Raw genomic sequence first — 19335 nt, 5'->3', positions numbered from 1 at the left:
GGCGACAACTACCCCTTCTTCTTCACGGTCTTGACGTCACCCTTCCCGCAAGCCACCCCGTCCCTGTTCGGGTCGAGCCGCAGCGGGTCGTCCTTGCCGTTGACCTTCAGGCGGCCGTAGTCGTTCTGCTGGAGCCATGAACAGCGGGCCGCGGTAGTCGACTTGACCTCGGTCGGGAAGGCCGTCGGGACGCAGACGTTGATCGTGCCGTAGTGCCGGTCGCAGCCGGAGATGGTCGTGCTGACCTTCTGCGAGGTGCGCTTCTTGCCGGGCTCGGTGACCTTGCCCTTCAGGGAGTCCGCGAAGGAGTGGACGTGGGCCGAGGCGTCCGAGGCGGTCAGGGCCGAAGGGCCTTGCAGATGAACCCACTTGGCCACCGACGGAACCCCGTTGGCGTCGACCGCGAAGAGCATGTACCAGCCGGGCGGGGCCAGGTTGGGGTTGCTCGTCACGTTCAGGTCGACCGTGTTGCCGTTCACCGAGAGCGGCAGGTCCACGAACCGCTGGTTCGGGTCCGAGGAGTGGGTGACCGCCGCCGGACGGATCAACTCGGCCTTGGCGATGGGCCGGTCGACGGTGATCGTCTGGGTGTCGCCGTACTCCCACTCGTTGTCGATGACCGAAGTGATCGTCGGCCGCGTGCCCTTGAGGAGATACGGCGGGGTGTAGATCGACACGTTGTGGTTCCAGGTGCCGTTGCCCGGGTTGTCACCGGTCGACATCACCCGGCCGTCCGGCAGCAGGAACGAGGAGGAGTGGTAGCCGCGGGCCTCCGGGTCGGCGGCCACCGGGTCGAACGTCGTGGTCGTCGGGTCGAAGATCGACGCCTCGTACACCGGGTTCGCGCGGTTGTGCAGCCCACCGCCCGTCTCCAGGACGGTGCCGTCCGGCAGGATCACGGTGGACACGTACATCTTGCCCTGGGCGCCGGTCTCGGCCACCGGGCCGTTCCCCAAGTCGACTGTCCCCTGCGGGATTTGGGGACCGACCGTGTAAGTCGGGTTCGCGGCCTTGAGGTCGATGATGTCGGTCAGCCGGTTCGCGTCCGGGTTGGAGTCGATGTTGCCGCCGCCGACGGTGAGGACCTTCTGGTCCTGCGCCGGAGGCAGCAACACGCTTGCGGACTGGTCGCGTTGGTCCTTGTTCTGGAGTCCCGAGACCGAAGTGATCGTGTTGGCGCCGTAGTCGTAGATCGCGCTGCCCGTCCCCGGGATGTTGTTCCCGAAGACATGGCTGCCCGTGTAGAAGAGCCGGCTGTCCTGCATCAGGACCATCGACGGGTACAGCCCCCAGTACGACCAGGTCTGGTTGACCTGCGACAACGGCAGCCACTTCTGCTGGGCGTCCGACCAGTACTCGGCGGTCACCGAACCCGTCGAGTCCTCGCGCAGCCCGCCGAAGGAGATGACGTCACCGTTGCCGAGCTCGGTCGCCGACGGGTACCAGTGGCCGTCGTTGAGGTCGTTCGTCTTGCTGTACGTCTCGGTCGCCGGGTCGAAGATGTACGAGTCCTTGTACCCCTCGTACCCGTGCGAGCCGTCCGCCGCCGGGAACGCCTTGTTGCCGCTCATCACCAGCACCCGGCCGTCCTGCAACTGGATGTGCCCCGAGCAGAACATGTCCTTCGGCGTCGGGATCACCTTGTACGTCCCGGCGACCGGGTCGTACACCGCGCTCGTGAACGTCCCCGCGTCGAACTGCTCCTGGCTGTTGCCGGAGCCCGCGATCAGCAGCACCTTGCCGTTGTTGAGCACGACGGAGTGCATCGAGCGGACAGGGTTCTGGGTCGGGAGTACGTCCCAACGGCCGTTCGCGCACTCCTCGGCGGTCGCCGTGCAGGTCGCGGGTGGCAGCGTGTCCGGGACCTGGTCCATCGTGTAGTCGTCGGTGGTCGCGGACCCGGTGCCGTACACCGAAACACCCCAGGTGATCCGGTCGGTACCGGCGGGCACCTCGGGCGTACGGACTGTGGCCTGGGTCCAACTGCCCTGCATCTCCAGGGTCTTGAGGTCGCTCCAGTACTGCCAGCCGGCCGTCGCGTCGTGCCGGAACAGCGTGATGTTCGCGTCCGGTGTGGTCGTCTTGTACCAGAGCCCGAGGTCGTACTGCTTGCCCGCCGTCACCACCGGCGCGCAAGCCGTCGACTCGGTGATCAGCGCCTTTCGGTCACCGTCCACCCGCCGCGTCACGGTGACCTTCATGGCCTTCGAACCGGAGTGGGCGTCCGAAGTCGTGGCGAAATCAAAGTCGTTGTCGCCCCAGCCGGACTTCTCCCAGCAGGACGGCATCCCGTCAGTACCCGCCGTCTCGAAGCCCGGGTTGATGACGAGGTTCGCGGCCTCGGCGGACTGCGGCGAGGTGAGCAGCAGCCCGGCGGTCAGGGCGCCCACCCCGACGAAGGCGGTTCTTCTGCGGTACTTGTTCACTCGGCTCTCCTTGGTGCTGTACGGCTCTCCTTGCGGCTCCCTTTGCGACTCGGGAGGTAGACCAACGCCTCTGTGCCCACGAAGCGCAGGACGAAGGTGGTGATGAGCGCCAGCGCGGTCGCCGACAGCGCGCCCATGCCGAACTTGTGGATGAACAGGGCGATCAGCGGGATCCGCAGCACCAGATCGGCGTTGGCGAGCAGCGCGAACCGGCCCGCCCGGTCCCACCAGTTGCGGTGCCGGCGCCGGTCGCGGAACAGCAGGTGCTCGATGAGATAGAAGTTCCAGGCCACGCCCAGCTGGTTGGCGAGGATCTCGGCGGGGACGTAGTGCATGCCCGTCTTGGTGAGCGCCCACAGGCCGACCAGGTTCGGGATGAAGCCGGTGGCGCCGATCAGGCCGAAGACCACCATGCGCGCGACCGGCGAGGCGGTGCGCAGGCCGAGGAGGTGGCGGAGGAAGCGAAAGCCTTCCTGCGCAGTCGACTTGGACTCCCCCGCGAACCTGTCCTGGAAGACGAACGGCACCTCGGTGACCTGGCGCGGACGGCTGCGTACGGCGAGTTCGAGCAGGATCTTGTAGCCGAGCGGCTTGAGTGCCTCCGCCGTCACCGCGCTGCGCCGGATCGCGAAGAAGCCGCTCATCGGGTCGCTGATACCGCGGAGTTTGCGCGGGAAGAGCGTCTTGGTCAGCCAAGTCGCCCCGCGGGAAACGGCGATGCGGTATCCGCCCGCCAGTCCCTCGCGGCTGCCGCCCTTGATGTACCGGGAGGCGACGACGAGCCCCGCGTTCGCGCGCTCGCCGGTGCCGACCAACTCCGGTACCAGGGACGGCGGATGCTGGAGGTCGCCGTCCATGACGACGATCCAGTCGGACGTCGCCGCCTTGATCCCCTCGACGACCGCGCCGCCGAGCCCGCCGACCGGTTCCTCCCGGTGCAGCACGGTCACCGGGAACGGGCAGTCCTGCGCCGCCTCGGAGATCACCTCGGGGGTGTCGTCGGTGGAGTCGTCCACGAAGACGACCTCGCAAGGCAGCCTGGTAGGCACCGATTCGGTGATGCGGTGGAGCAACTCCCGTACGTTCGCGGACTCGTTGAAGGTCGGTACGACGATGGTGACGGCGCCCGGCTCCGCGATCTCGGCACCGCGTACGGCCGGATCGCCCAACTCACCGGGGACTGTGGATTCTTGGCTCATCACTGGGCTCCCACGGTCTCGGGCTGGATCTGCCGGATCTCGATGCGGTCGTCGCCGGTGCCGAAGGTGGCGACCGGGGTGGAGTGCTCGATCGCCGCCTTGACGTTGGGCAGGTCGACCGCGTCGCGCCGTACCGTCGGGGAGGCCACCACGTAGTCGATGTCCTTCCAGCCGTGCGGCATCGTCTTGGTGACGGCCGGGTCGAGGTCGGCCTTGTAGAACCAGATCACCCCGAGCCCGGGCCGGTACCCGGCGTGCACCAGGTCCAGCCAGAGCGCGTCGTCGACGAGGACGCGGGTGTCCTTCGGGTCGGCGACCTCGGTGGACAGCCACTGGGAGGCGGCCCGGTAGGGGGCGTTGGCGTCGGTGGTCATGGCGGTGCGGTCGCCGTCGTACCACTTCGGTACGACATAGGCGCCGGCCGCGATCGCGAGGACCACGGCGAGCGTGTACCGACCCCCGGTGACGTACCGGTTCTCCCCCTCGCTCCGCCATCTGCGCAGCACCGCGTGGGCGACGGAGGCGGTGCCCCCGGCCAGCACGAGCGCGAGGAAGGGCAGCGCGCCGATGATGTACATCGCGGGCAGATAGCCGTTGGGGCGCATCGAGACCAGGGCGAGGATCGCCACGGTCATGGCCGGTCCGGCGAGCGAGCGGGCGGTGACCGACCAGCGCCAGGTGGCCAGCAGGAGCAGCGCCCCGGCGAGACCGCCCAGCGGCAGGACACGGTCGTAGTAGAGCCAGGAGTGGAGGACGCCGTAGGAGCCCGTGCCCTGGTCGAGGATGAAGCCCGAACCCGGTCTGGTCATCTGGTACTTGAGGCCGTCCCAGAGGGAGACGTGGCCGCTGCCCGGCAGCAACTCGCCCTTGAGCAGGGCGAAGAGGGGGTACGCGAAGCCGATCAGGACGCAGGCGGTGATGGCTCCGGTGAGCGCGAACTTGCGGGTGTCGCGGTGTCCGTGGCGCCACATGGTGAGCAGCAGCGCGGGCAGGACGATGACCATCGTCTCCTTGGTGAGGACCGAGGCCGCACCGGCCAGACCTGCCCCGAAATGGTGCCAGAGATGGCGACTTGGGGACGCGGCCAGGCAGAACGCGAGCAGCATCCACATCACGGCGATGTTGTCGAGGAAGATCTCCCGCTGGAGGATCACGGACAGCGGGGAGAGCCCGAAGAGCACCATGCCGAGTCCGGCCGCCCAGCGCGGGAGCGAGAGCCGGCGGGCGAGGACGTAGACGAGGACCGCGCTGATCGCGCTGATGACCAGCATCGCGAGGCGCATGGTGCCGACGGTCATCGAGTCGGGGCTGAAGTGCGCGGGGATCCAGGTGAGCAGGGCGATCTGGATCCAGCCGAGCGGCGGATGGTCGTACCAGTAGGTGTAGTGGGCCAGGCCTGTGCCCTGTTGGACGGCCCAGGCCTGGGCGAGGTAGGTGCCCTCGTCGTCGCTGAGCGTCGGGTAGTCGGCGATGTTCCAGCCCTGCACGACGAGGATCGCGACGAGGAGCAGGCCGCAGAGGAGCAGGTCGGAACGGGAGGAACGGAGCCGTGAAGGTGGCGCTGTTCGACTGGCCGAACCGGTTTCAGGCGCAGGCTGCCGCTGCGCGGGGACCGTGGTGGTCACCGCGGGGAGTGTGGAGGTCACGCAGGAACGTCCTCTCGGGTCACTGCGGTTTCGGTGAGGTGCGCGCCGACGTGGGAGGTCAACTCCCAGTCGTTCTGGCCGCGTTGCTCACGCCACACTGCGCGCATCGCGGCTCCGGCGAGGAGCACCTGGTAGAAGGGGCCGCCCACGACGAGCTTCAGATAGTGGACGGCGCGGACGCGGAGTCCGTACTGCTTGCCGAAGTCGTGCAGTCCGACGACCTCGAACACGAAGGTGACGGCGGCGGTGACCAGCGGCAGGAAGGTGAGGAAGGCGATGCCCACCGGCACGTCCAGGAAGAGCGCGACCGCCGCGTTGAGCGGGATGATGACCCCGGAGAAGGCCTGCAGGAACGGCGTCATCAGCGTGTAGCGGGCGAGCAACCGCTGCCCGAATCCCGGGAGTTGCTTCCAGTCCTTCTTCCGGTAGACCTGAAGGAAGCCCTGGTTCCAGCGAGTTCGCTGCTTCAGCAACGACATCAGCGAGCCGGGGGTCTCCTCCCGGGTCACCATGTCGGAGTCGTAGGCGACGACGACCTTCTTGCCGACGCTGGACAGCCGGACGCCCAAGTCGCAGTCCTCGGCAAGGCAGTTGGGGTCCCAGCCGTCGGCCTCGCGCAGGACGTCGGTCCGCACGAAGACGGTGTTGCCGCCCAGCGGGATGAACCCCTTCTGCGCGTGCAGATGCAGCCGGGACCGGAACCAGAAGAAGTACTCCAGGCAGTTGCGCAGGCTGTACCAGCTGGAGTTGAAATTGATGAGCTGGACCCCGCCTTGGACGACGTCCGCTCCCGTCGTGCGGAACGCGTGGTCGACGTGGGCGAGCAGCTCCGGATGGACCTGGTCCTCGGCGTCGAAGACCCCGACGACATCGCCGCGGCAGTGCGGCAGCGCCGTGTTCATGGCCTTCGGTTTGTTCTTCTTCTCGTGCGTGTCGACGACGACACGGACGCGCGGGTCGCGTTCGGCGGCGCTGTTCGCCACCGCCGCGGTCTCGGGGTCGTCGTGCCCCACGATCACGATGATCTCGAAGTCGGTGTGCGTGGACTCCAGCAGCCGCTGGATGGTGTGGTCGAGCACGGCCTGTTCGTGCCGGGCCGGCAGCAGCAACGAGAACGAGACGTGCTCGTCCCCGTCCGGTCTGCTGAATCGGGTGGAGGCGAGCACTTCGGGCGTACGCCACGCGTGCATCTGCCACCACAGGGTGAAGGCGGCCATCCAGAACAGGGCCAGCGAAACGACAGCGATGAAGACAGACGTCAGCACAACAGATCCCCCCAGATCCCAATCCCCCCGGCACGACGGTGAGTTACGTCCGTCGCGTCACGAGGCAGAGACTATGGGCGACCTGTGAAGCGAACAGGTGATTTCAGTGAAGAGCGTGTTTCATCACAATGAGGCCCCCACGTGAGCATTTCTCGCACTGGTCGCGTTTGAGGTGGTTACGACTCTGTCGTTTCACCTGGTCAACGCGGTGCGCAGCCGCTCGGGGTCGGTCGTCGGCGCGTCGCAGGTAAAGTTACGGCAAACGTACGCGGCCGGTCCACCGTCGACCAAGGGCCGGTCGGCGAGCAACGGCAGTTCGTCACTCCCCGCGACCCCGAAGGCGACCACGGCCCCGGGCGCGGTCCCCAGAAGTGCCGTACGGTGCAAGGCTTTTGCGGACTCATCACCGAGCGAGGGCCCTACGACGGCGACCTCGCGCGGCCCGTCGAGATACGCCTCGGCGACGGCCAGCCCCCACCCGATGAACCGCGGCACGCGCGGCCCGAGCGCCTTGACGACCCCCAACGCCCGTTCGGCGGCGGTGCGATGGGGCTCGGCGCCGGTCTGCGCGGCATAGCTCAGCAGCGCGCCCGCGGCGGCGGTCCAGCCGGACGGGGCGGCGTTGTCGGTCGGATCCTGCGGCCGACGAATGAGCTGCTCGGCGTCGGAGGCGGTGTCGTAGAGCGCCCCGGATTCATCGACGAACCCGGCGAGAACGTGGTCGAGCAGGAACCCGGCGAACTCCAGCCAGACCCCCTCCCCCGTGACCGAGGCGAGCGCGAGGAACCCCTCGGCCACATCGGCGTAGTCCTCCAACACCCCGGCGTTCGCCCCGACTTGGCCGTCCTTGCTGGTGCGGGCCAGCTTGGCGTGCTCGTCCAGATGCAGGCGTACGAGGAGATCGGCGGCGGAGACGGCGGCCTCGACCAGGTCGGGGCGGTCGAAGTACGCGCCGGTCTCGGCGAGTGCGGCGATCGCGAGGCCGTTCCAGGCGGCGACCACCTTGTCGTCGCGGCCGGGGGCGGGCCGCTGCGAACGGGCGTCCAGGAGACGGCTCTTCACGGACTCGATCTTCTCGGCGTCGAAGGCCCCTTCACTCTGCGGCAGTTGAAGAACGGACTGCCCTTCCTCGAAGGTCCCGTCCTCGGTCACGCCGAAGTACTGGGCGGCGAGTTCGGCATCCGCCGCTCCGAGGACCTCGGTGAGCTGCTCGGGCGTCCAGACGTAGAAGGCACCCTCGACGTGCTTACCGGTCCCGTCGTCGCTGTCGGCGTCGAGGGCGGAGGCGAACCCGCCCTCGTTCGTACGGAGTTCACGCACGAGGAAGTCGGCGGTCTCGACGGCGACGCGCCGGGCCAGCTCCGAGCCGGTGCTGCGCCACAGGTGGGCGTAGACCCGGCAGAGCAGGGCGTTGTCGTAGAGCATCTTCTCGAAGTGCGGGACGACCCAGTCACGGTCGACGGAGTAACGGGCGAACCCGCCCGCGAGTTGGTCATAGATCCCGCCGCGGGCCATCCGCTCGCAGGTGTCCCGGGCCATCTCCAGAGCACCCTCGGAGCCGGTGCGGGCGTGATGCCGCAGCAGGAACTCCAGTGCCATGGACGGCGGGAACTTGGGCGCACCGCCGAATCCGCCGCGCTGCGGGTCGTACTCCCGCGTGAGCCCGAGCAGCGCGCCGGACAGCTCCTCCTCGCCGGGGGCCTCGGTACCGCCGTAGTCGATCTGCCGCTGGGACAGATCCCGCGTGATCTTCCCGGCGACCTCGGCGACCTCGTCCCGCCGATCGGTCCAGGCACTGCGCACCCCCTCCAGCACCTGCCGGAAGGAGGGCATGCCGTGACGGGGCGCGGGCGGGAAGTAGGTCCCGAAGTAGAAGGGCTCGGCGTCCGGCGTGAGAAACACGGTCATGGGCCAGCCGCCCTGACCGGTGGCCGCCTGAACGGCCTCCATGTAGACGGCGTCGACGTCGGGTCGTTCCTCGCGGTCGACCTTGACGCTGACGAAATTCTCGTTGAGGTAGTCGGCGGTGGGCTGGTCCTCGAAGGATTCGTGGGCCATGACGTGGCACCAGTGACAGCTGCTGTACCCGACGCTGAGCAGCACCGGCCGGTTCGTCCTCCGCGCCTCGTCGAAGGCCTCGGGCGACCAGGGCCACCAGTCGACGGGGTTGTCGGCGTGCTGGAGGAGGTAGGGGGAGGTCTCATGGGCCAGTCGGTTCACGCCCCTCACCCTCTCACGTCGCTCACCGGCGGCCCGGCACAGGACAGTAGGCTGAGCCGAGCAGCACCGGAACCGTCGGGCATCCTCCGAGGAGGTGCGCCATGACCGCCGAGATGGTCGTGCCCGCCTGGATGCACACGCAGATCAGCGCGGAGCGGTACGACTCCTGGTCCGAGGAGCAGTGCGCCGGCATCGAGATCGTGGACGGGATGGTCGTGGTGGGCCCGAGTGCGTCCAAGCGGCACACCCGGCTGGCCCGAATCCTGGCCAACGCCCTGAACAACGCCGCAGGCCCGGACTGGAATGCCGACACGGACTTCGATGTCCGTCTGCAGGACGTTCCGCTCACCAACCGGCGTCCGGACGTCGCCGTGTACCGGGCGGAGACCATCGACGTCACGCCCACTCGCCCCGAGCACGTACTCCTGGTCGTCGAGGTCGTGTCGCCCGGCTCCGAGACCACGAACCGGATCGTGAAGGTGGACCAGTACGCCAAGGCCGGCATCCCCTTCTACTGGCGTGTCGAACAGGCCGCCACCGGTGTCCCGATCATCTACACGTACGTTCTCGACCCTGCCACCAAGGGGTATCGGGACGGCGAGATGTTCACCGGTGTGATCAAGGCCGCCGCGCCTTTCGCCGTGACCGTCGACCTGGGATCCGTCTGACGAGCAGCGTTCCCTCCGCTTCCACTTCCGCACCGCGAACGATCGATCGTCACGGTGCATGGTTGATCGTCACGGCCAACGGTTGATCGTCGCCCTCTCGCGCTCCCGCCCTCGCCGAAGGACACTCATAGGCCAAGGAGTTGCCGCCGGAGGGGGACGTGACATGCGGGACGGCCATCGGACCGATGCCGAGCGGCTGTTGGCTCGGGCCGTGGAGGAGGAGGTGCGGCGCTCCGGCGGGCGCACCGACGGGCAGGTGCTGCTGGCGCGGTCCCGAGCCGCTCTGGACGCGATGGCCCAGACGGCGGCCGAGGAGTACGAGGCCTATACCGGGGCGCTGGACGAGGCCGCGGCCGGGCAGGTCAGCTTCGGGCAGCGGTACGCCAAGGAGGGTGGGGCAACTCCCTTGCTGGTGGCGGGCGTTGCGGCGGTCGCCGCCGTGGTGGCCGACCTGGCCCTCGGTACCGACACCGGTACGGCGTTCGGCGCCGGGGTGACCGTCGGCGTCGTCGGCGCCGCGGCGACCGTCGTGAAGGTGACCGCCTCCCATCTGCCCGCCGCGCATCACCGCGCCGGGGCCGTGAGCCAGCCCGGTGGCCCCGAGCAGCTGCGCTTGCAGTGGCTGACGGCGTTGGAGGTGCGGGGCATCCGGCCGTTCCTGGACCAGCAGCGGGTGCTCGCCGCTTCCACCGGGCCGACGAAGAAGCCGGGGCCGCAGTTGCGCGGTGCGGACAAGAGCGCGGCGGCGCGCAGGCGGAGTGTGCTGGAGCAGTCTTTCGGTCAACTTCCGGATGCCGTGGGCGCGTTCGCCGGTCGGCGGGTGGAGCTGGCCCGTATTCGGCAACTGGTGCAGGCGGCCCGCGCGAGTACGGAGACCCGGCCGACCGTGGTCGTGCTGCACGGCGCGCCCGGCTCGGGGCGCACCAGCCTCGCGGTGCGGGCCGCGCACGATCTGCGGGACCACTTCCGTGGTGCCTGCGTGGTGGACCTGCGCGGCGACAGCCCGGGCGAGCCGCCGCTGCCCACCCGCGACGCCCTGCTGCACCTGCTCAACCGGCTCGGCGCGCCCCGCGAGCAACTGCTCTTCCGCGAACGCTCCTCCCCCGACCAACAGGTCAAGCGGCTGGGCGAGTTGTACCACCAGCAGCTGACCGGCCTCCCGGTGACCATCGTCCTCGACGACGCCTCCGACGTCGCGCAGGTGGCCACCCTGGTGCCCGAGCGCTCGGACAGCCTGGTCGTGGTCACCGCCCGCAAGCCCCTCGACCTGCCCGCCGAACTGGCCGCCTGGGTCCACCAGTTGCCGGTGGAACCGCTGGACGCGGCGGGCGCGGAGGAACTGCTGGGCGCGGCGGCACAGGACGGTTCGGAGCCGTACGACGCCGAATCCGACGAGCGGATCAGGGAGTTGTGCGGCGGACTGCCGCTGGCCCTGCGGATCGCGGGCTCGTCCCTCGGCCCGCGCTCACCGCGTCAACTGGCCACGGATCTGGGGGCGTACGGCCCGGTGGAACCGGTCGAACGGGCGCTGTGGCTGCGCTACACCGACCAGTCCGACCAGGCCCGCAGGCTGCTGCGCCGGCTGGCACTGGCCGGCCGGGCCTCGCTCGGCGCGGCGGCTGCCGCCGCCCTGCTGGCCACCGACGACACGGAGGCCACCCGCCAACTCGACGCCCTGTCCCGGGCGGGCCTCATCGACCACGTCCGCGGCACCCGCTACCGCCTGCACGACCTGGTCCGCGCCTTCGCCCAGGCCCGCCTCCTCGACGAGGAGGAGTCGGCCGAACGTACCGCCGCGCAGGAGCGGTTGATCGTGAACTACGGCGAACTCGCCGACTCCGTCCTGCGGTTGGTCGACGGCAACATGTCGACGCGCTCGGACCGGTTCGGCCCGCACGGCTTCACCTCGCTCGACGAGGCGCTGCGCTGGCTGGACGACGAGTCGAGCTTCATCACCTCGACGCTGCGCCACGCGGAGGGCGTCGACCAGGGCGCCGTACTGAATCTGCTGGGCGCGCTGTGCGACTACTGCCTGCTGCGCGGCGACCTCTACCGACTCGGTGAGATCAGCGAGTTGGCGCAGGCGGTCGACCAGGGACTGCTGCTGCGCTCGGTGCAGTGGCGCACCGGTATCGCGGCCCGGCAGCTCGGCGAACTCGACAAGGCGCGCACCACCCTCACCTCCGTCGTCGACCTCTACATGGAGGCCCATCACGACGCGGGCGCCGCACGCGCCCTGTGCTCGCTCGGCATCACCCTCCACCACCAGGGCAACCTCACCGAGGCCGCGGCGAAACTCCGCGAGGCCCTCGACCTCCAGGCCCCGCCCCAACTGGCCACGGACCGCGCCTGGACCATGCACGCGCTGGCCGCCGTGGAACGCGACCGCGGCCGACTCCCCGAAGCCATGCGGCTGTTGACCGAATCCCTCGTCCTGCACCACGCCGGCGAATCCGTCCACGGCGAGGCCTGGGCCCACTTCCAGCTCGGCCAACTCGGCCTGCGCATGGGCGACATCCCCCGCGCGGAGTCCGAACTCAGCACCGCCCTGGGCCTCTACGGCCGCACCCGCGACGCCCGCGGCGAGGCCTGGGCCCTGACCCAGCTGGCCCGCGCCCGACTGGTCGCAGGCGACCCGTCCCCGGCGGTCGACGGCCTGCGCCAGGCAGCCGCCCGGCACCGCGACAACGAGGACGCCCGCGGCGAGGCCTGGACGGTCTACTACCTCGGCCAGGCCCTGGAGGAGACCGGCAACCTGGACCTCGCGGTGCGCGAGCTGGAACGCTCCCGCACGATGTTCTCCCGCATGCGCGACGTCTACGGCCTCGCCTGCGCCCGGCACCACTCGGCACGCGTGACCCGCGACCAGCGCGCCGCCCAGACGGGTTCGCTGCGCAACTCCGGCTTCGCCCGCCAGCTCCTCGTCGACGCCCGCGCCGACTTCCAGCGCATCGGCGTCGCCCACGGCGAGGCCTGGACCTGCCTGGAACTCGCGGTCGTCGACGCGGGCAACGCCCGTACCCCCCAGGCACTGACACTGTGCGACGAGGCCCTGAGCCTGTTCACCTCGTACGGCGACCACCGCGGCGAGGACTGGGCCCACTTCCTGCGCGCCACGCTCCTGCCGTACGCGGCCCCCGGCGGGGTCGAGGTCGGCACGGCGGTCGCCCAGGAGGAACTGGCCCAGCTGTCCCGCACCGGCAACCCGTACCGCGACGAGAAACTCCACGACTACGTGGAGGCGTACCAGCTGCTGCTGGAGCGGGGCGTGAATCTGGAGGCGGGCTGGCAGGCGTGGCGGCTGGGCATGGTGCCGAGCCGGCATGCGCGGGAGGTGATGGGGGTGGCGGTGTCCGGCACCCCCTGACCTCCCCTGGCCTGCCCGGACCGGCCGGGTCAGCCCCGCTTGGCCTTGGGCTCGGCCGGGGCGGACCCTGAGCCGGCCTTCGATTCCGCGGTCGACTCGGCGGTCGACTCGGCCCTCGGGTCCGCGCCCTCCTTGAAGTCGACCTTGTTCATCTGCTTGCTCATCGATTTCATCAGGCCCCAGACGGCCAGGGCCATCACCGCGAACACGATGAAGCCGAGGACGCCGGGGGTGACCTTGTTCTCGTCGACCTCGGCGAGGGGGACCAGGTGCGTCATTGCCAGGGCTGCGCTTGAGCTCATGTCAGGCATTGTCGCGGATGCCCGCAAAGAGGTCGTCCTCGGGGAGGGAGCTGGCGACGAGGGACTTCGCGAGCTCGTACTCCTCGGTCGGCCAGACCTCCTTCTGGAGCTCCAGCGGGACCCGGAACCAGCCGCCGTCGGGGTCGATCTGCGTGGCGTGCGCGAGCAGCGCCTTGTCCCGGATCTCGAAGAACTCGGCGCAGGGGATGTGCGTGGTGAGCGTGCGCTCGGTGTGCCCCGACTCGTCCCAGCGCTTGAGCCACTCCTCGTACGGCGACTCCAGGCCGCGCTGGATCAGCGCATGGTGCAGGGCCTCGGTGCGCTGACGGTTGAAGCCCTGGTTGTAGTACAGCTTCTGCGGCTCGTACGCCGTGCCGTACTCCGACTCCGGGTACTTCTCGGTGTCCATCGCGCCCTCGAACGCCACCATCGAGATCTTGTGGGTCATGATGTGGTCGGGGTGCGGATAACCGCCGTTCTCGTCATAGGTGGTGATCACCTGCGGACGGAACGAACGGATCTGCTTCACCAGCTCACCGGCCGCCTTGTCGACGTCCTCCAGCGCGAAGCAGCCCTCGGGCAGCGGCGGCAGCGGGTCGCCCTCGGGCAGCCCCGAGTCCACGAAACCGAGCCACTCCTGCTTGATGCCGAGGATCTCGCGGGCCTCGTCCATCTCCTTCTTGCGCACCTCGTGGATGTTCTCCTCGATGTACGTGTCGCCCTGGAGCTTCGGGTTGAGGATGGAGCCGCGCTCCCCGCCCGTGCAGGTCACCACCAGCACGTCCACCCCCTCGGACACGTACTTCGCCATGGTGGCCGCGCCCTTGCTCGACTCGTCGTCGGGGTGCGCGTGGACGGCCATCAGTCGCAGCTGGTCAGTCAAGACTCAAATCCTCGTAAGTCGGCGCCCGCATGAACGGGTGCGATCGGCGGCTTCTATAGTGACCGAATCCGGGGGCGAATAATTCCGGGGGTCCGCTTCTACGGCCCCTTGCCGAGAGGACGATCATGAGTACGGCGAGTACGCGACTGCCCGAGGGCCGTTACGGCCGCTCGTCGGACGAGCGTGCCGACCACAAGCTCAAGATCGCCGGTGCCGTCTGCGCGGCGGTCGTGCTCGCCCTGGTCGGCTATTTCGCCTACCACTACGTCGTCGAGGCCAAGATCAGCGCCGAGGTGATCACCTTCCAGGCCTCGGGCAACGAGGTCAAGGTGCATCTGGAGGTCCACAAGGACTCCGGGACCACCGGCTACTGCACCCTGCGCTCCCAGGCCGCCGACCAGTCCGAGGTGGGCCGCGCCGACTTCCACTTCGGCGGCTCGGCGACCAGCATCGACAAGGTCGTCACCCTGCGTACGACGGCCAGGGGCACGACCGCCGAACTGCTCGGCTGCCACTCCGACTGACGTCACCCTCGTTACGTAGGCGCTGACCAGCGTTGACGTATATCTGACGGCTTATGTCCTCCCCCTGACGCCGTTGAATTGTTAGGCTCGTGGTTTCGCCCTTCCATGAAGGAACATTCTTCTGGGTAGGGCGATGCTTTGTATTCCCAGTACCTACGAGGAGCACCTGTGACCCAGACCAGCGAAGACGTCACCTGGCTCACGCAGGAGGCGTACACCAAGCTCAAGGACGAGCTGGAGTACCTGTCTGGTCCCGCGCGCGCCGAGATCACCGTGAAGATCGCGGCCGCTCGCGAGGAGGGCGACCTGCGCGAGAACGGCGGGTACCACGCGGCCAAGGAGGAGCAGGGCAAGCAGGAGCTCCGCATCCGCCAGCTGACCCAGCTTCTGGAGAAGGCCAAGGTCGGCGAGGCCCCGGCGTCGACGGACGGCGCGGTCGCGCCCGGCATGGTCGTGACGATCGCCTTCGACGGCGACGAGGACGACACGACGACCTTCCTGCTGGCCTCGCGCGAGTACGCGAGCGCCGACATCGAGACCTACTCGCCGCAGTCCCCGCTGGGCTCCGGCGTGCTCGGCCACAAGGTCGGCGAGGTGGCGCAGTACGAGCTGCCCAACGGCAAGAAGGCCTCGGTGACGATCCTCAAGGCCGACCCGTACAACGGCTGACCCGCGAACAACGGCTGACCCGCGAAAGCGGTCCATCGCCTTCGACGAGCCCCCGGCGGCCTTGCGGCGCCGGGGGTTCCGTCATGCTCGGGCAGGCGCCTCGCGTGCCTTCTCAGGCCGTGGCCGAGCGGTACTTCCGCACCGCCAGCGTCCGGAATACGAGGATGATCAGCAGCGAGTAGATCAGTGAGGCCCACACCGGGTGCACCATGGGCCAGGCGTCCGAGGGCGACTGTCCCGGGTTGGCGAAGAGCACCCGGCAGGCCTGCACGGTGGCGCTGAACGGGTTCCACTCGGCGATGTGCCGCAGCCACGGGGTCATGTTGCTGGTGTCCACGAAGGCGTTCGAGATGAACGTCACCGGGAAGAGCCAGATCAGCCCGCCGGAGGTGGCCGCCTCGGGCGTACGGACGCTGAGCCCGATCAGGGCGCCGATCCAGGTGAACGCGTACCCGAGCAGAAGCAGCAGCCCGAAGGCACCGAGCACCTTGCCTGCATTGGTGCCCCCGTCCGACCCGACCCGCCAGCCGACCAGCAGCGCGACTATCGCGAGCACCAGCAGGGTCAGCGCGGTCTGCACGAGGTCCGCGAGCGTCCGCCCGGTCAGCACCGCACCGCGCGCCATGGGCAGCGAACGGAACCGGTCGATGAGGCCCTTGTGCATGTCGTCGGCGATGCCCGCGCCGGAGCTTGCAGTTGCGAAGGTGACGGTCTGCGCGAAGATGCCGGCCATCAGGAAGTTCTTGTAGTCGGTGGCGCTGGTACTGCCGCCGATCTGCATGGAACCGCCGAAGACGTAGGTGAACAGCACCACGAACATGATCGGCTGGATGAGCCCGAAAATTACCATCTCGGGAATCCTGCTCATGCGAATCAGGTTCCGCTTGGCGACGACCAGTGAGTCGTGCACGGACTGGCCCAGCGCGCTGCTCGGCGCCGCGATCGGCGCGGCATCGGTGACGGCACTCACTTCGCGGCCTCCTTCTTCTGCTTGCGGTCCTTGGGGGTCTGGTTCGTGTCCGTGCCGTTGTCCTCGGCCTTTTCCTCGGCCAGGTGGCCCGTCAGGGACAGGAAGACGTCGTCGAGGGTGGGGCGGCGCAGGCCGATGTCGTCTATCTCGATGCCCTGGGTGTCCAGCTCGCGGATGATTTCCGCGAGGAGCTTGGCCCCGCCGGCGACGGGCGTGGTGATCTTGCGGATGTGCTCCTCGACGGCGGTGTCGCCCTTGCCGAAGCCGCGGAGACTGTATTTGTCCAAGAGGGCCGAGGCGATCGCGATGTGGTCGCGCTCGTGCACGACGACCTCGACGCGCTCGCCGCCGGTGCGGGCCTTGAGCTGGTCGGAGGTGCCGCGGGCGATGACACGGCCGTGGTCGACCACCGCGATGTCGTGCGCGAGATGGTCGGCCTCCTCCAGATACTGGGTCGTCAGCAGGAGTGTCGTACCGCCGGAGACGAGCTGCTTGATGACCTCCCACAGCATCTGGCGGTTGCGCGGGTCGAGGCCGGTGGTCGGCTCGTCCATGAACATGACGGGCGGGGAGACGACGAGCGCCGCCGCCAGGTCGAGTCGGCGGCGCATGCCTCCGGAGTAGGTCTTGGCCGTGCGGTCGGCGGCGTCCGCGAGGTTGAACTGGTCGAGCAGCTGGTCGGCCCGGGCCTTCGCGGCCTTGGCCTTCATCTGGTAGAGCTGGCCGACCATTTGAAGGTTCTCCCGGCCGGTGAGGTATTCGTCGACCGCGGCGAACTGGCCCGAGAGGCCGATGGAGCGCCGTACCTCGTTGGGCTGCTTGAGCACGTCGAGGCCGGCGACGAGCAGCTTGCCGCTGTCGGGGCGCAGCAGGGTGGTCAGGCAGCGGACGGCGGTCGTCTTGCCCGCGCCGTTGGGCCCGAGCAGGCCCAGCACGGTGCCCTCGGGGACATCGAGGTCGACGCCGTCCAGAGCTTTCACATCGCCGAAGGTTTTCACCAGGCCTTCGGCATAGATGGCGCCTGGCATATCAGTCTCCACGTCGTCGGGGATTCTTCGAAAAGCCTAGGTATGTGTCTTTCGTTCTGCCCATGGGAACGGCATGCTTTCGCCTGCGGGCGACACGAGACACACCATAACGCGATGTATCGCGTCTCTCAACAGATTTTCTCGAACGAGTGACAGGGCAGGGGACGGGAGGCGCGGGAACTGCCTCTGACCTCAGTCGATGACCGTGTAGCCCGCGTCGCGCAGGGCGTGGCCGACCTCGGCGCAGTGCACCGGACCCTTCGTCTCCAGATGCAGCTCGACCTCCGCCTCCGTGAGCCCGAGCCGCGGATCGGTCCGGACGTGACTCACATCGAGGACGTTAGCGTCGACCACTGACAACACCCCGAGAAGCGTCGCGAGGGCCCCCGGCCGGTCCGTCAGCCGCAGCGTCACGGCCAGGTAGCGGCCCTGCGCGGACATGCCGTGGCGCAGGATGCGGTTGAGCAGCAGCGGGTCGACGTTCCCGCCGGACAGCAGCGCCACGACCGGTCCCTCGAAGCCCTGCGGATCGCTCAGCAGCGCGGCGACGGGGCTGGCACCGGCCGGCTCGACGACCAGCTTGGCCCGCTCCAGGCACAGCAGCAGCGCGGCGGACAGCTCGTCCTCGCTGACCGTGCGGACCTCGTCCACCAGGTCGGCGACGATCCCGAACGGCACCTCGCCGGGGCAGCCGACCTTGATGCCGTCGGCCATCGTCGCCGGGTTCTTGATCGCCACCGGGCGACCGGCCGCCAGCGAGGGCGGGAACGCGGCCGCCCCCGCCGCCTGTACGCCCACGATGCGTACGTCGGGCCGCAGTGCCTTCACGGCGACCGCGATACCGGCCGCGAGCCCGCCGCCGCCGATCCCGACGACGATCGTGCGCGCCTCGGGGCACTGGTCCAGGATCTCCAGGCCGACCGTGCCCTGGCCCGCGATGATGTCCGGGTGGTCGAAGGGGTGGATGAACACCGCGCCCGTCTCATGGGCGTACTCCTGCGCGGCGGCGAGTGTCTCGTCGACCACGTGGCCGTGCAGGCGCACCTCCGCGCCGTACTCCTTGGTGGCGCTGATCTTCGGCAGGGGCGCGCCCTTGGGCATGAACACCGTGGAGCGCACGCCCAGGAGTGCGGAGGCGAGGGCGACTCCCTGGGCGTGGTTTCCGGCGCTCGCGGCGACGACACCGGCGGCGCGCTCCTCGGGGAGCAGTCCGGCGATACGGACGTAGGCGCCGCGGAGTTTGAACGAGCCGGTCCGCTGGAGGTTCTCGCACTTGAAGTGCACCGGCGAGCCAACGAGCTGGGTCAGGTGCCTGCTGCCTTCCATCGCGGTCACCCGCGCCACGCCCGTGAGCATCTTCTGGGCGCCGCGCACATCGTCGAGGGTGACGGGTCGCAAGGAGTCAGCCGTGCTGTAGCTCATGACTCAAGCATCGCAGTTCACAGGCGCACGGCACGGCTGTGACCAAGCTCCGAGACTGGTTTGCGCAGCGCCGGTACGGGCCGCCTTCCATCCGCGTACCCTGTCCCCCAACCCAGCACCCCCTTCATGAAGCGAGCCCCCGGCCATGCCCACAACACCTGAAATGTCGATGGACATGACGACCGTCGGTGAACCCGGTCTCCTCGACACGCTGCAGCACGAGGTGGCGGTGTTCGCGCGCCGTGCCGAACAGACCCGGCTCGGCGGAGTCGGACAGGTGCGCAACTCCATGGACCGCGCCGCGTATCTGCTGCTCAACCGCCTGGACAAGGAAGGTCCGATGGGCGTCAAGGCGCTCGCCGCGAGCATGGGGATCGACTCCTCGACCGTCACCCGGCAGGTGGCCCCGCTCGTCGACACCGGGCTCGTCAAGCGCACCTCGCACCCCGAGGACGGCCGCGCGGTGGTACTGCAGCTGTCCCCGCGCGGGCAGTCGCGACTGGAGGAAGTCCGGTCGTCCAGGCGTCAGTTGATGGACGAGCTGACACACGACTGGGCGCCGGAGGAGCGCGAGGTGTTCTGCGCGCTCCTCACACGCTTCAACAGCGCCCTCTCCGCGCGGATGGCGGTCCCGGGCAACGAGCCGCCGTCCGCTTCCTGACTGCCGGCTTCCTGAAGGACGCGGCTTCCTGCGAGGTCGCGGGCACGCGCGCGTGCTGCCCGACTCCCGCCTTTCGTACCGAACT

Annotated in this window: 15 protein-coding genes; 5 read left to right on the top strand and 10 right to left on the bottom strand. The window is 69.0% G+C overall.

The genetic code is table 11. From position 1 onward, the window contains the following. Nucleotides 1–8 precede the first annotated feature (8 nt). From SPR02S_RS55135 to SPR02S_RS05085, 5 genes are all read right to left on the bottom strand, one after another. Entirely contained in the window at nucleotides 9–2426 is a 2418-nt protein-coding gene (locus SPR02S_RS55135; RefSeq protein ID WP_019055854.1) for a galactose oxidase family protein, read from the bottom strand. Next, nucleotides 2423–3625 carry a glycosyltransferase gene (locus tag SPR02S_RS05100; protein WP_019055853.1) on the bottom strand — a complete coding sequence of 401 codons (1203 nt, stop codon included), beginning with the start codon at nucleotides 3623–3625 and terminating at the stop codon, nucleotides 2423–2425. The genes SPR02S_RS55135 and SPR02S_RS05100 overlap by 4 nt, the downstream gene beginning before the upstream one ends. Then, complete coding sequence (locus SPR02S_RS05095) at nucleotides 3625–5271, bottom strand: ArnT family glycosyltransferase (protein WP_019055852.1); 1647 nt, start codon at nucleotides 5269–5271, stop codon at nucleotides 3625–3627. Before SPR02S_RS05095 ends, SPR02S_RS05100 begins: the two co-directional genes overlap by 1 nt. Beyond that, nucleotides 5268–6536 carry a glycosyltransferase gene (locus SPR02S_RS05090; protein WP_019055851.1) on the bottom strand — a complete coding sequence of 423 codons (1269 nt, stop codon included), beginning with the start codon at nucleotides 6534–6536 and terminating at the stop codon, nucleotides 5268–5270. The genes SPR02S_RS05095 and SPR02S_RS05090 overlap by 4 nt, the downstream gene beginning before the upstream one ends. A gap of 192 nt (nucleotides 6537–6728) precedes the next feature. Beyond that, nucleotides 6729–8756, bottom strand: coding sequence for a thioredoxin domain-containing protein (locus SPR02S_RS05085; protein WP_019055850.1), 2028 nt, complete (start codon nucleotides 8754–8756; stop codon nucleotides 6729–6731). Between the two features lie 101 nt (nucleotides 8757–8857). On the opposite strand from SPR02S_RS05085, the gene SPR02S_RS05080 reads away from it, so the two are divergent. After that, entirely contained in the window at nucleotides 8858–9424 is a 567-nt protein-coding gene (locus tag SPR02S_RS05080; RefSeq protein ID WP_019055849.1) for a Uma2 family endonuclease, read from the top strand. Nucleotides 9425–9587: 163 nt separating this feature from the next. Next, on the top strand, nucleotides 9588–12791 hold the full coding sequence (locus SPR02S_RS05075) for a tetratricopeptide repeat protein (RefSeq protein ID WP_019055848.1): 3204 nt from the start codon (nucleotides 9588–9590) through the stop codon (nucleotides 12789–12791). A 29-nt stretch (nucleotides 12792–12820) separates the two neighbouring features. Here SPR02S_RS05075 and SPR02S_RS05070 read toward each other — a convergent pair whose 3' ends face one another. Next, nucleotides 12821–13102, bottom strand: coding sequence for a hypothetical protein (locus SPR02S_RS05070; protein WP_026150232.1), 282 nt, complete (start codon nucleotides 13100–13102; stop codon nucleotides 12821–12823). Then, nucleotides 13095–13955 carry a mycothiol conjugate amidase Mca gene (mca, locus tag SPR02S_RS05065; RefSeq protein ID WP_019055846.1) on the bottom strand — a complete coding sequence of 287 codons (861 nt, stop codon included), beginning with the start codon at nucleotides 13953–13955 and terminating at the stop codon, nucleotides 13095–13097. The genes SPR02S_RS05070 and mca overlap by 8 nt, the downstream gene beginning before the upstream one ends. A 146-nt stretch (nucleotides 13956–14101) precedes the next feature. Here mca and SPR02S_RS05060 point away from each other — a divergent pair, with 146 nt between their 5' ends. After that, nucleotides 14102–14500, top strand: coding sequence for a DUF4307 domain-containing protein (locus tag SPR02S_RS05060; protein WP_019055845.1), 399 nt, complete (start codon nucleotides 14102–14104; stop codon nucleotides 14498–14500). A gap of 168 nt (nucleotides 14501–14668) precedes the next feature. Beyond that, on the top strand, nucleotides 14669–15169 hold the full coding sequence (gene greA, locus SPR02S_RS05055; protein ID WP_019055844.1) for a transcription elongation factor GreA: 501 nt from the start codon (nucleotides 14669–14671) through the stop codon (nucleotides 15167–15169). Nucleotides 15170–15281: 112 nt separating this feature from the next. On the opposite strand, the gene SPR02S_RS05050 is transcribed toward greA, so the two are convergent. The 3 genes from SPR02S_RS05050 to ilvA form a co-directional block, all read right to left on the bottom strand. After that, the gene (locus tag SPR02S_RS05050; protein WP_019055843.1) at nucleotides 15282–16139 is read right to left on the bottom strand and encodes an ABC transporter permease; all 858 of its coding nucleotides are present in this window, start codon (nucleotides 16137–16139) and stop codon (nucleotides 15282–15284) included. After that, on the bottom strand, nucleotides 16136–17167 hold the full coding sequence (locus tag SPR02S_RS05045) for a daunorubicin resistance protein DrrA family ABC transporter ATP-binding protein (RefSeq protein ID WP_019055842.1): 1032 nt from the start codon (nucleotides 17165–17167) through the stop codon (nucleotides 16136–16138). Before SPR02S_RS05045 ends, SPR02S_RS05050 begins: the two co-directional genes overlap by 4 nt. 192 nt (nucleotides 17168–17359) lie before the next feature. Beyond that, a complete protein-coding gene (ilvA, locus tag SPR02S_RS05040; protein WP_019055841.1) occupies nucleotides 17360–18589 on the bottom strand; it encodes a threonine ammonia-lyase in 1230 nt (409 codons plus the stop codon). A gap of 163 nt (nucleotides 18590–18752) precedes the next feature. Here ilvA and SPR02S_RS05035 point away from each other — a divergent pair, with 163 nt between their 5' ends. Continuing rightward, nucleotides 18753–19250: a MarR family winged helix-turn-helix transcriptional regulator gene (locus SPR02S_RS05035; protein WP_019055840.1), complete on the top strand. Its 498-nt coding sequence runs from the start codon at nucleotides 18753–18755 to the stop codon at nucleotides 19248–19250. Nucleotides 19251–19335 lie beyond the last annotated feature (85 nt).

Origin of the sequence: Streptomyces prunicolor NBRC 13075 (assembly GCF_000367365.1) — a bacterium.
GTDB lineage: Bacteria > Actinomycetota > Actinomycetes > Streptomycetales > Streptomycetaceae > Streptomyces > Streptomyces prunicolor.
This window is presented reverse-complemented; position numbering and strand designations above follow the sequence as displayed.

Bases quoted from the DNA above. Each gene is read 5' to 3' on its own strand.
- SPR02S_RS05080 (WP_019055849.1), top strand. From the start codon at position 8,858: ATGACCGCCGAGATGGTCGTGCCCGCCTGGATGCACACGCAGATCAGC.
- SPR02S_RS05045 (WP_019055842.1), bottom strand. From the start codon at position 17,167: ATGCCAGGCGCCATCTATGCCGAAGGCCTGGTGAAAACCTTCGGCGAT.
- mca (WP_019055846.1), bottom strand. From the start codon at position 13,955: ATGGCCGTCCACGCGCACCCCGACGACGAGTCGAGCAAGGGCGCGGCC.
- SPR02S_RS05060 (WP_019055845.1), top strand. From the start codon at position 14,102: ATGAGTACGGCGAGTACGCGACTGCCCGAGGGCCGTTACGGCCGCTCG.
- ilvA (WP_019055841.1), bottom strand. From the start codon at position 18,589: ATGAGCTACAGCACGGCTGACTCCTTGCGACCCGTCACCCTCGACGAT.
- SPR02S_RS05075 (WP_019055848.1), top strand. From the start codon at position 9,588: ATGCGGGACGGCCATCGGACCGATGCCGAGCGGCTGTTGGCTCGGGCC.
- SPR02S_RS05035 (WP_019055840.1), top strand. From the start codon at position 18,753: ATGTCGATGGACATGACGACCGTCGGTGAACCCGGTCTCCTCGACACG.
- SPR02S_RS05100 (WP_019055853.1), bottom strand. From the start codon at position 3,625: ATGAGCCAAGAATCCACAGTCCCCGGTGAGTTGGGCGATCCGGCCGTA.
- SPR02S_RS05070 (WP_026150232.1), bottom strand. From the start codon at position 13,102: ATGCCTGACATGAGCTCAAGCGCAGCCCTGGCAATGACGCACCTGGTC.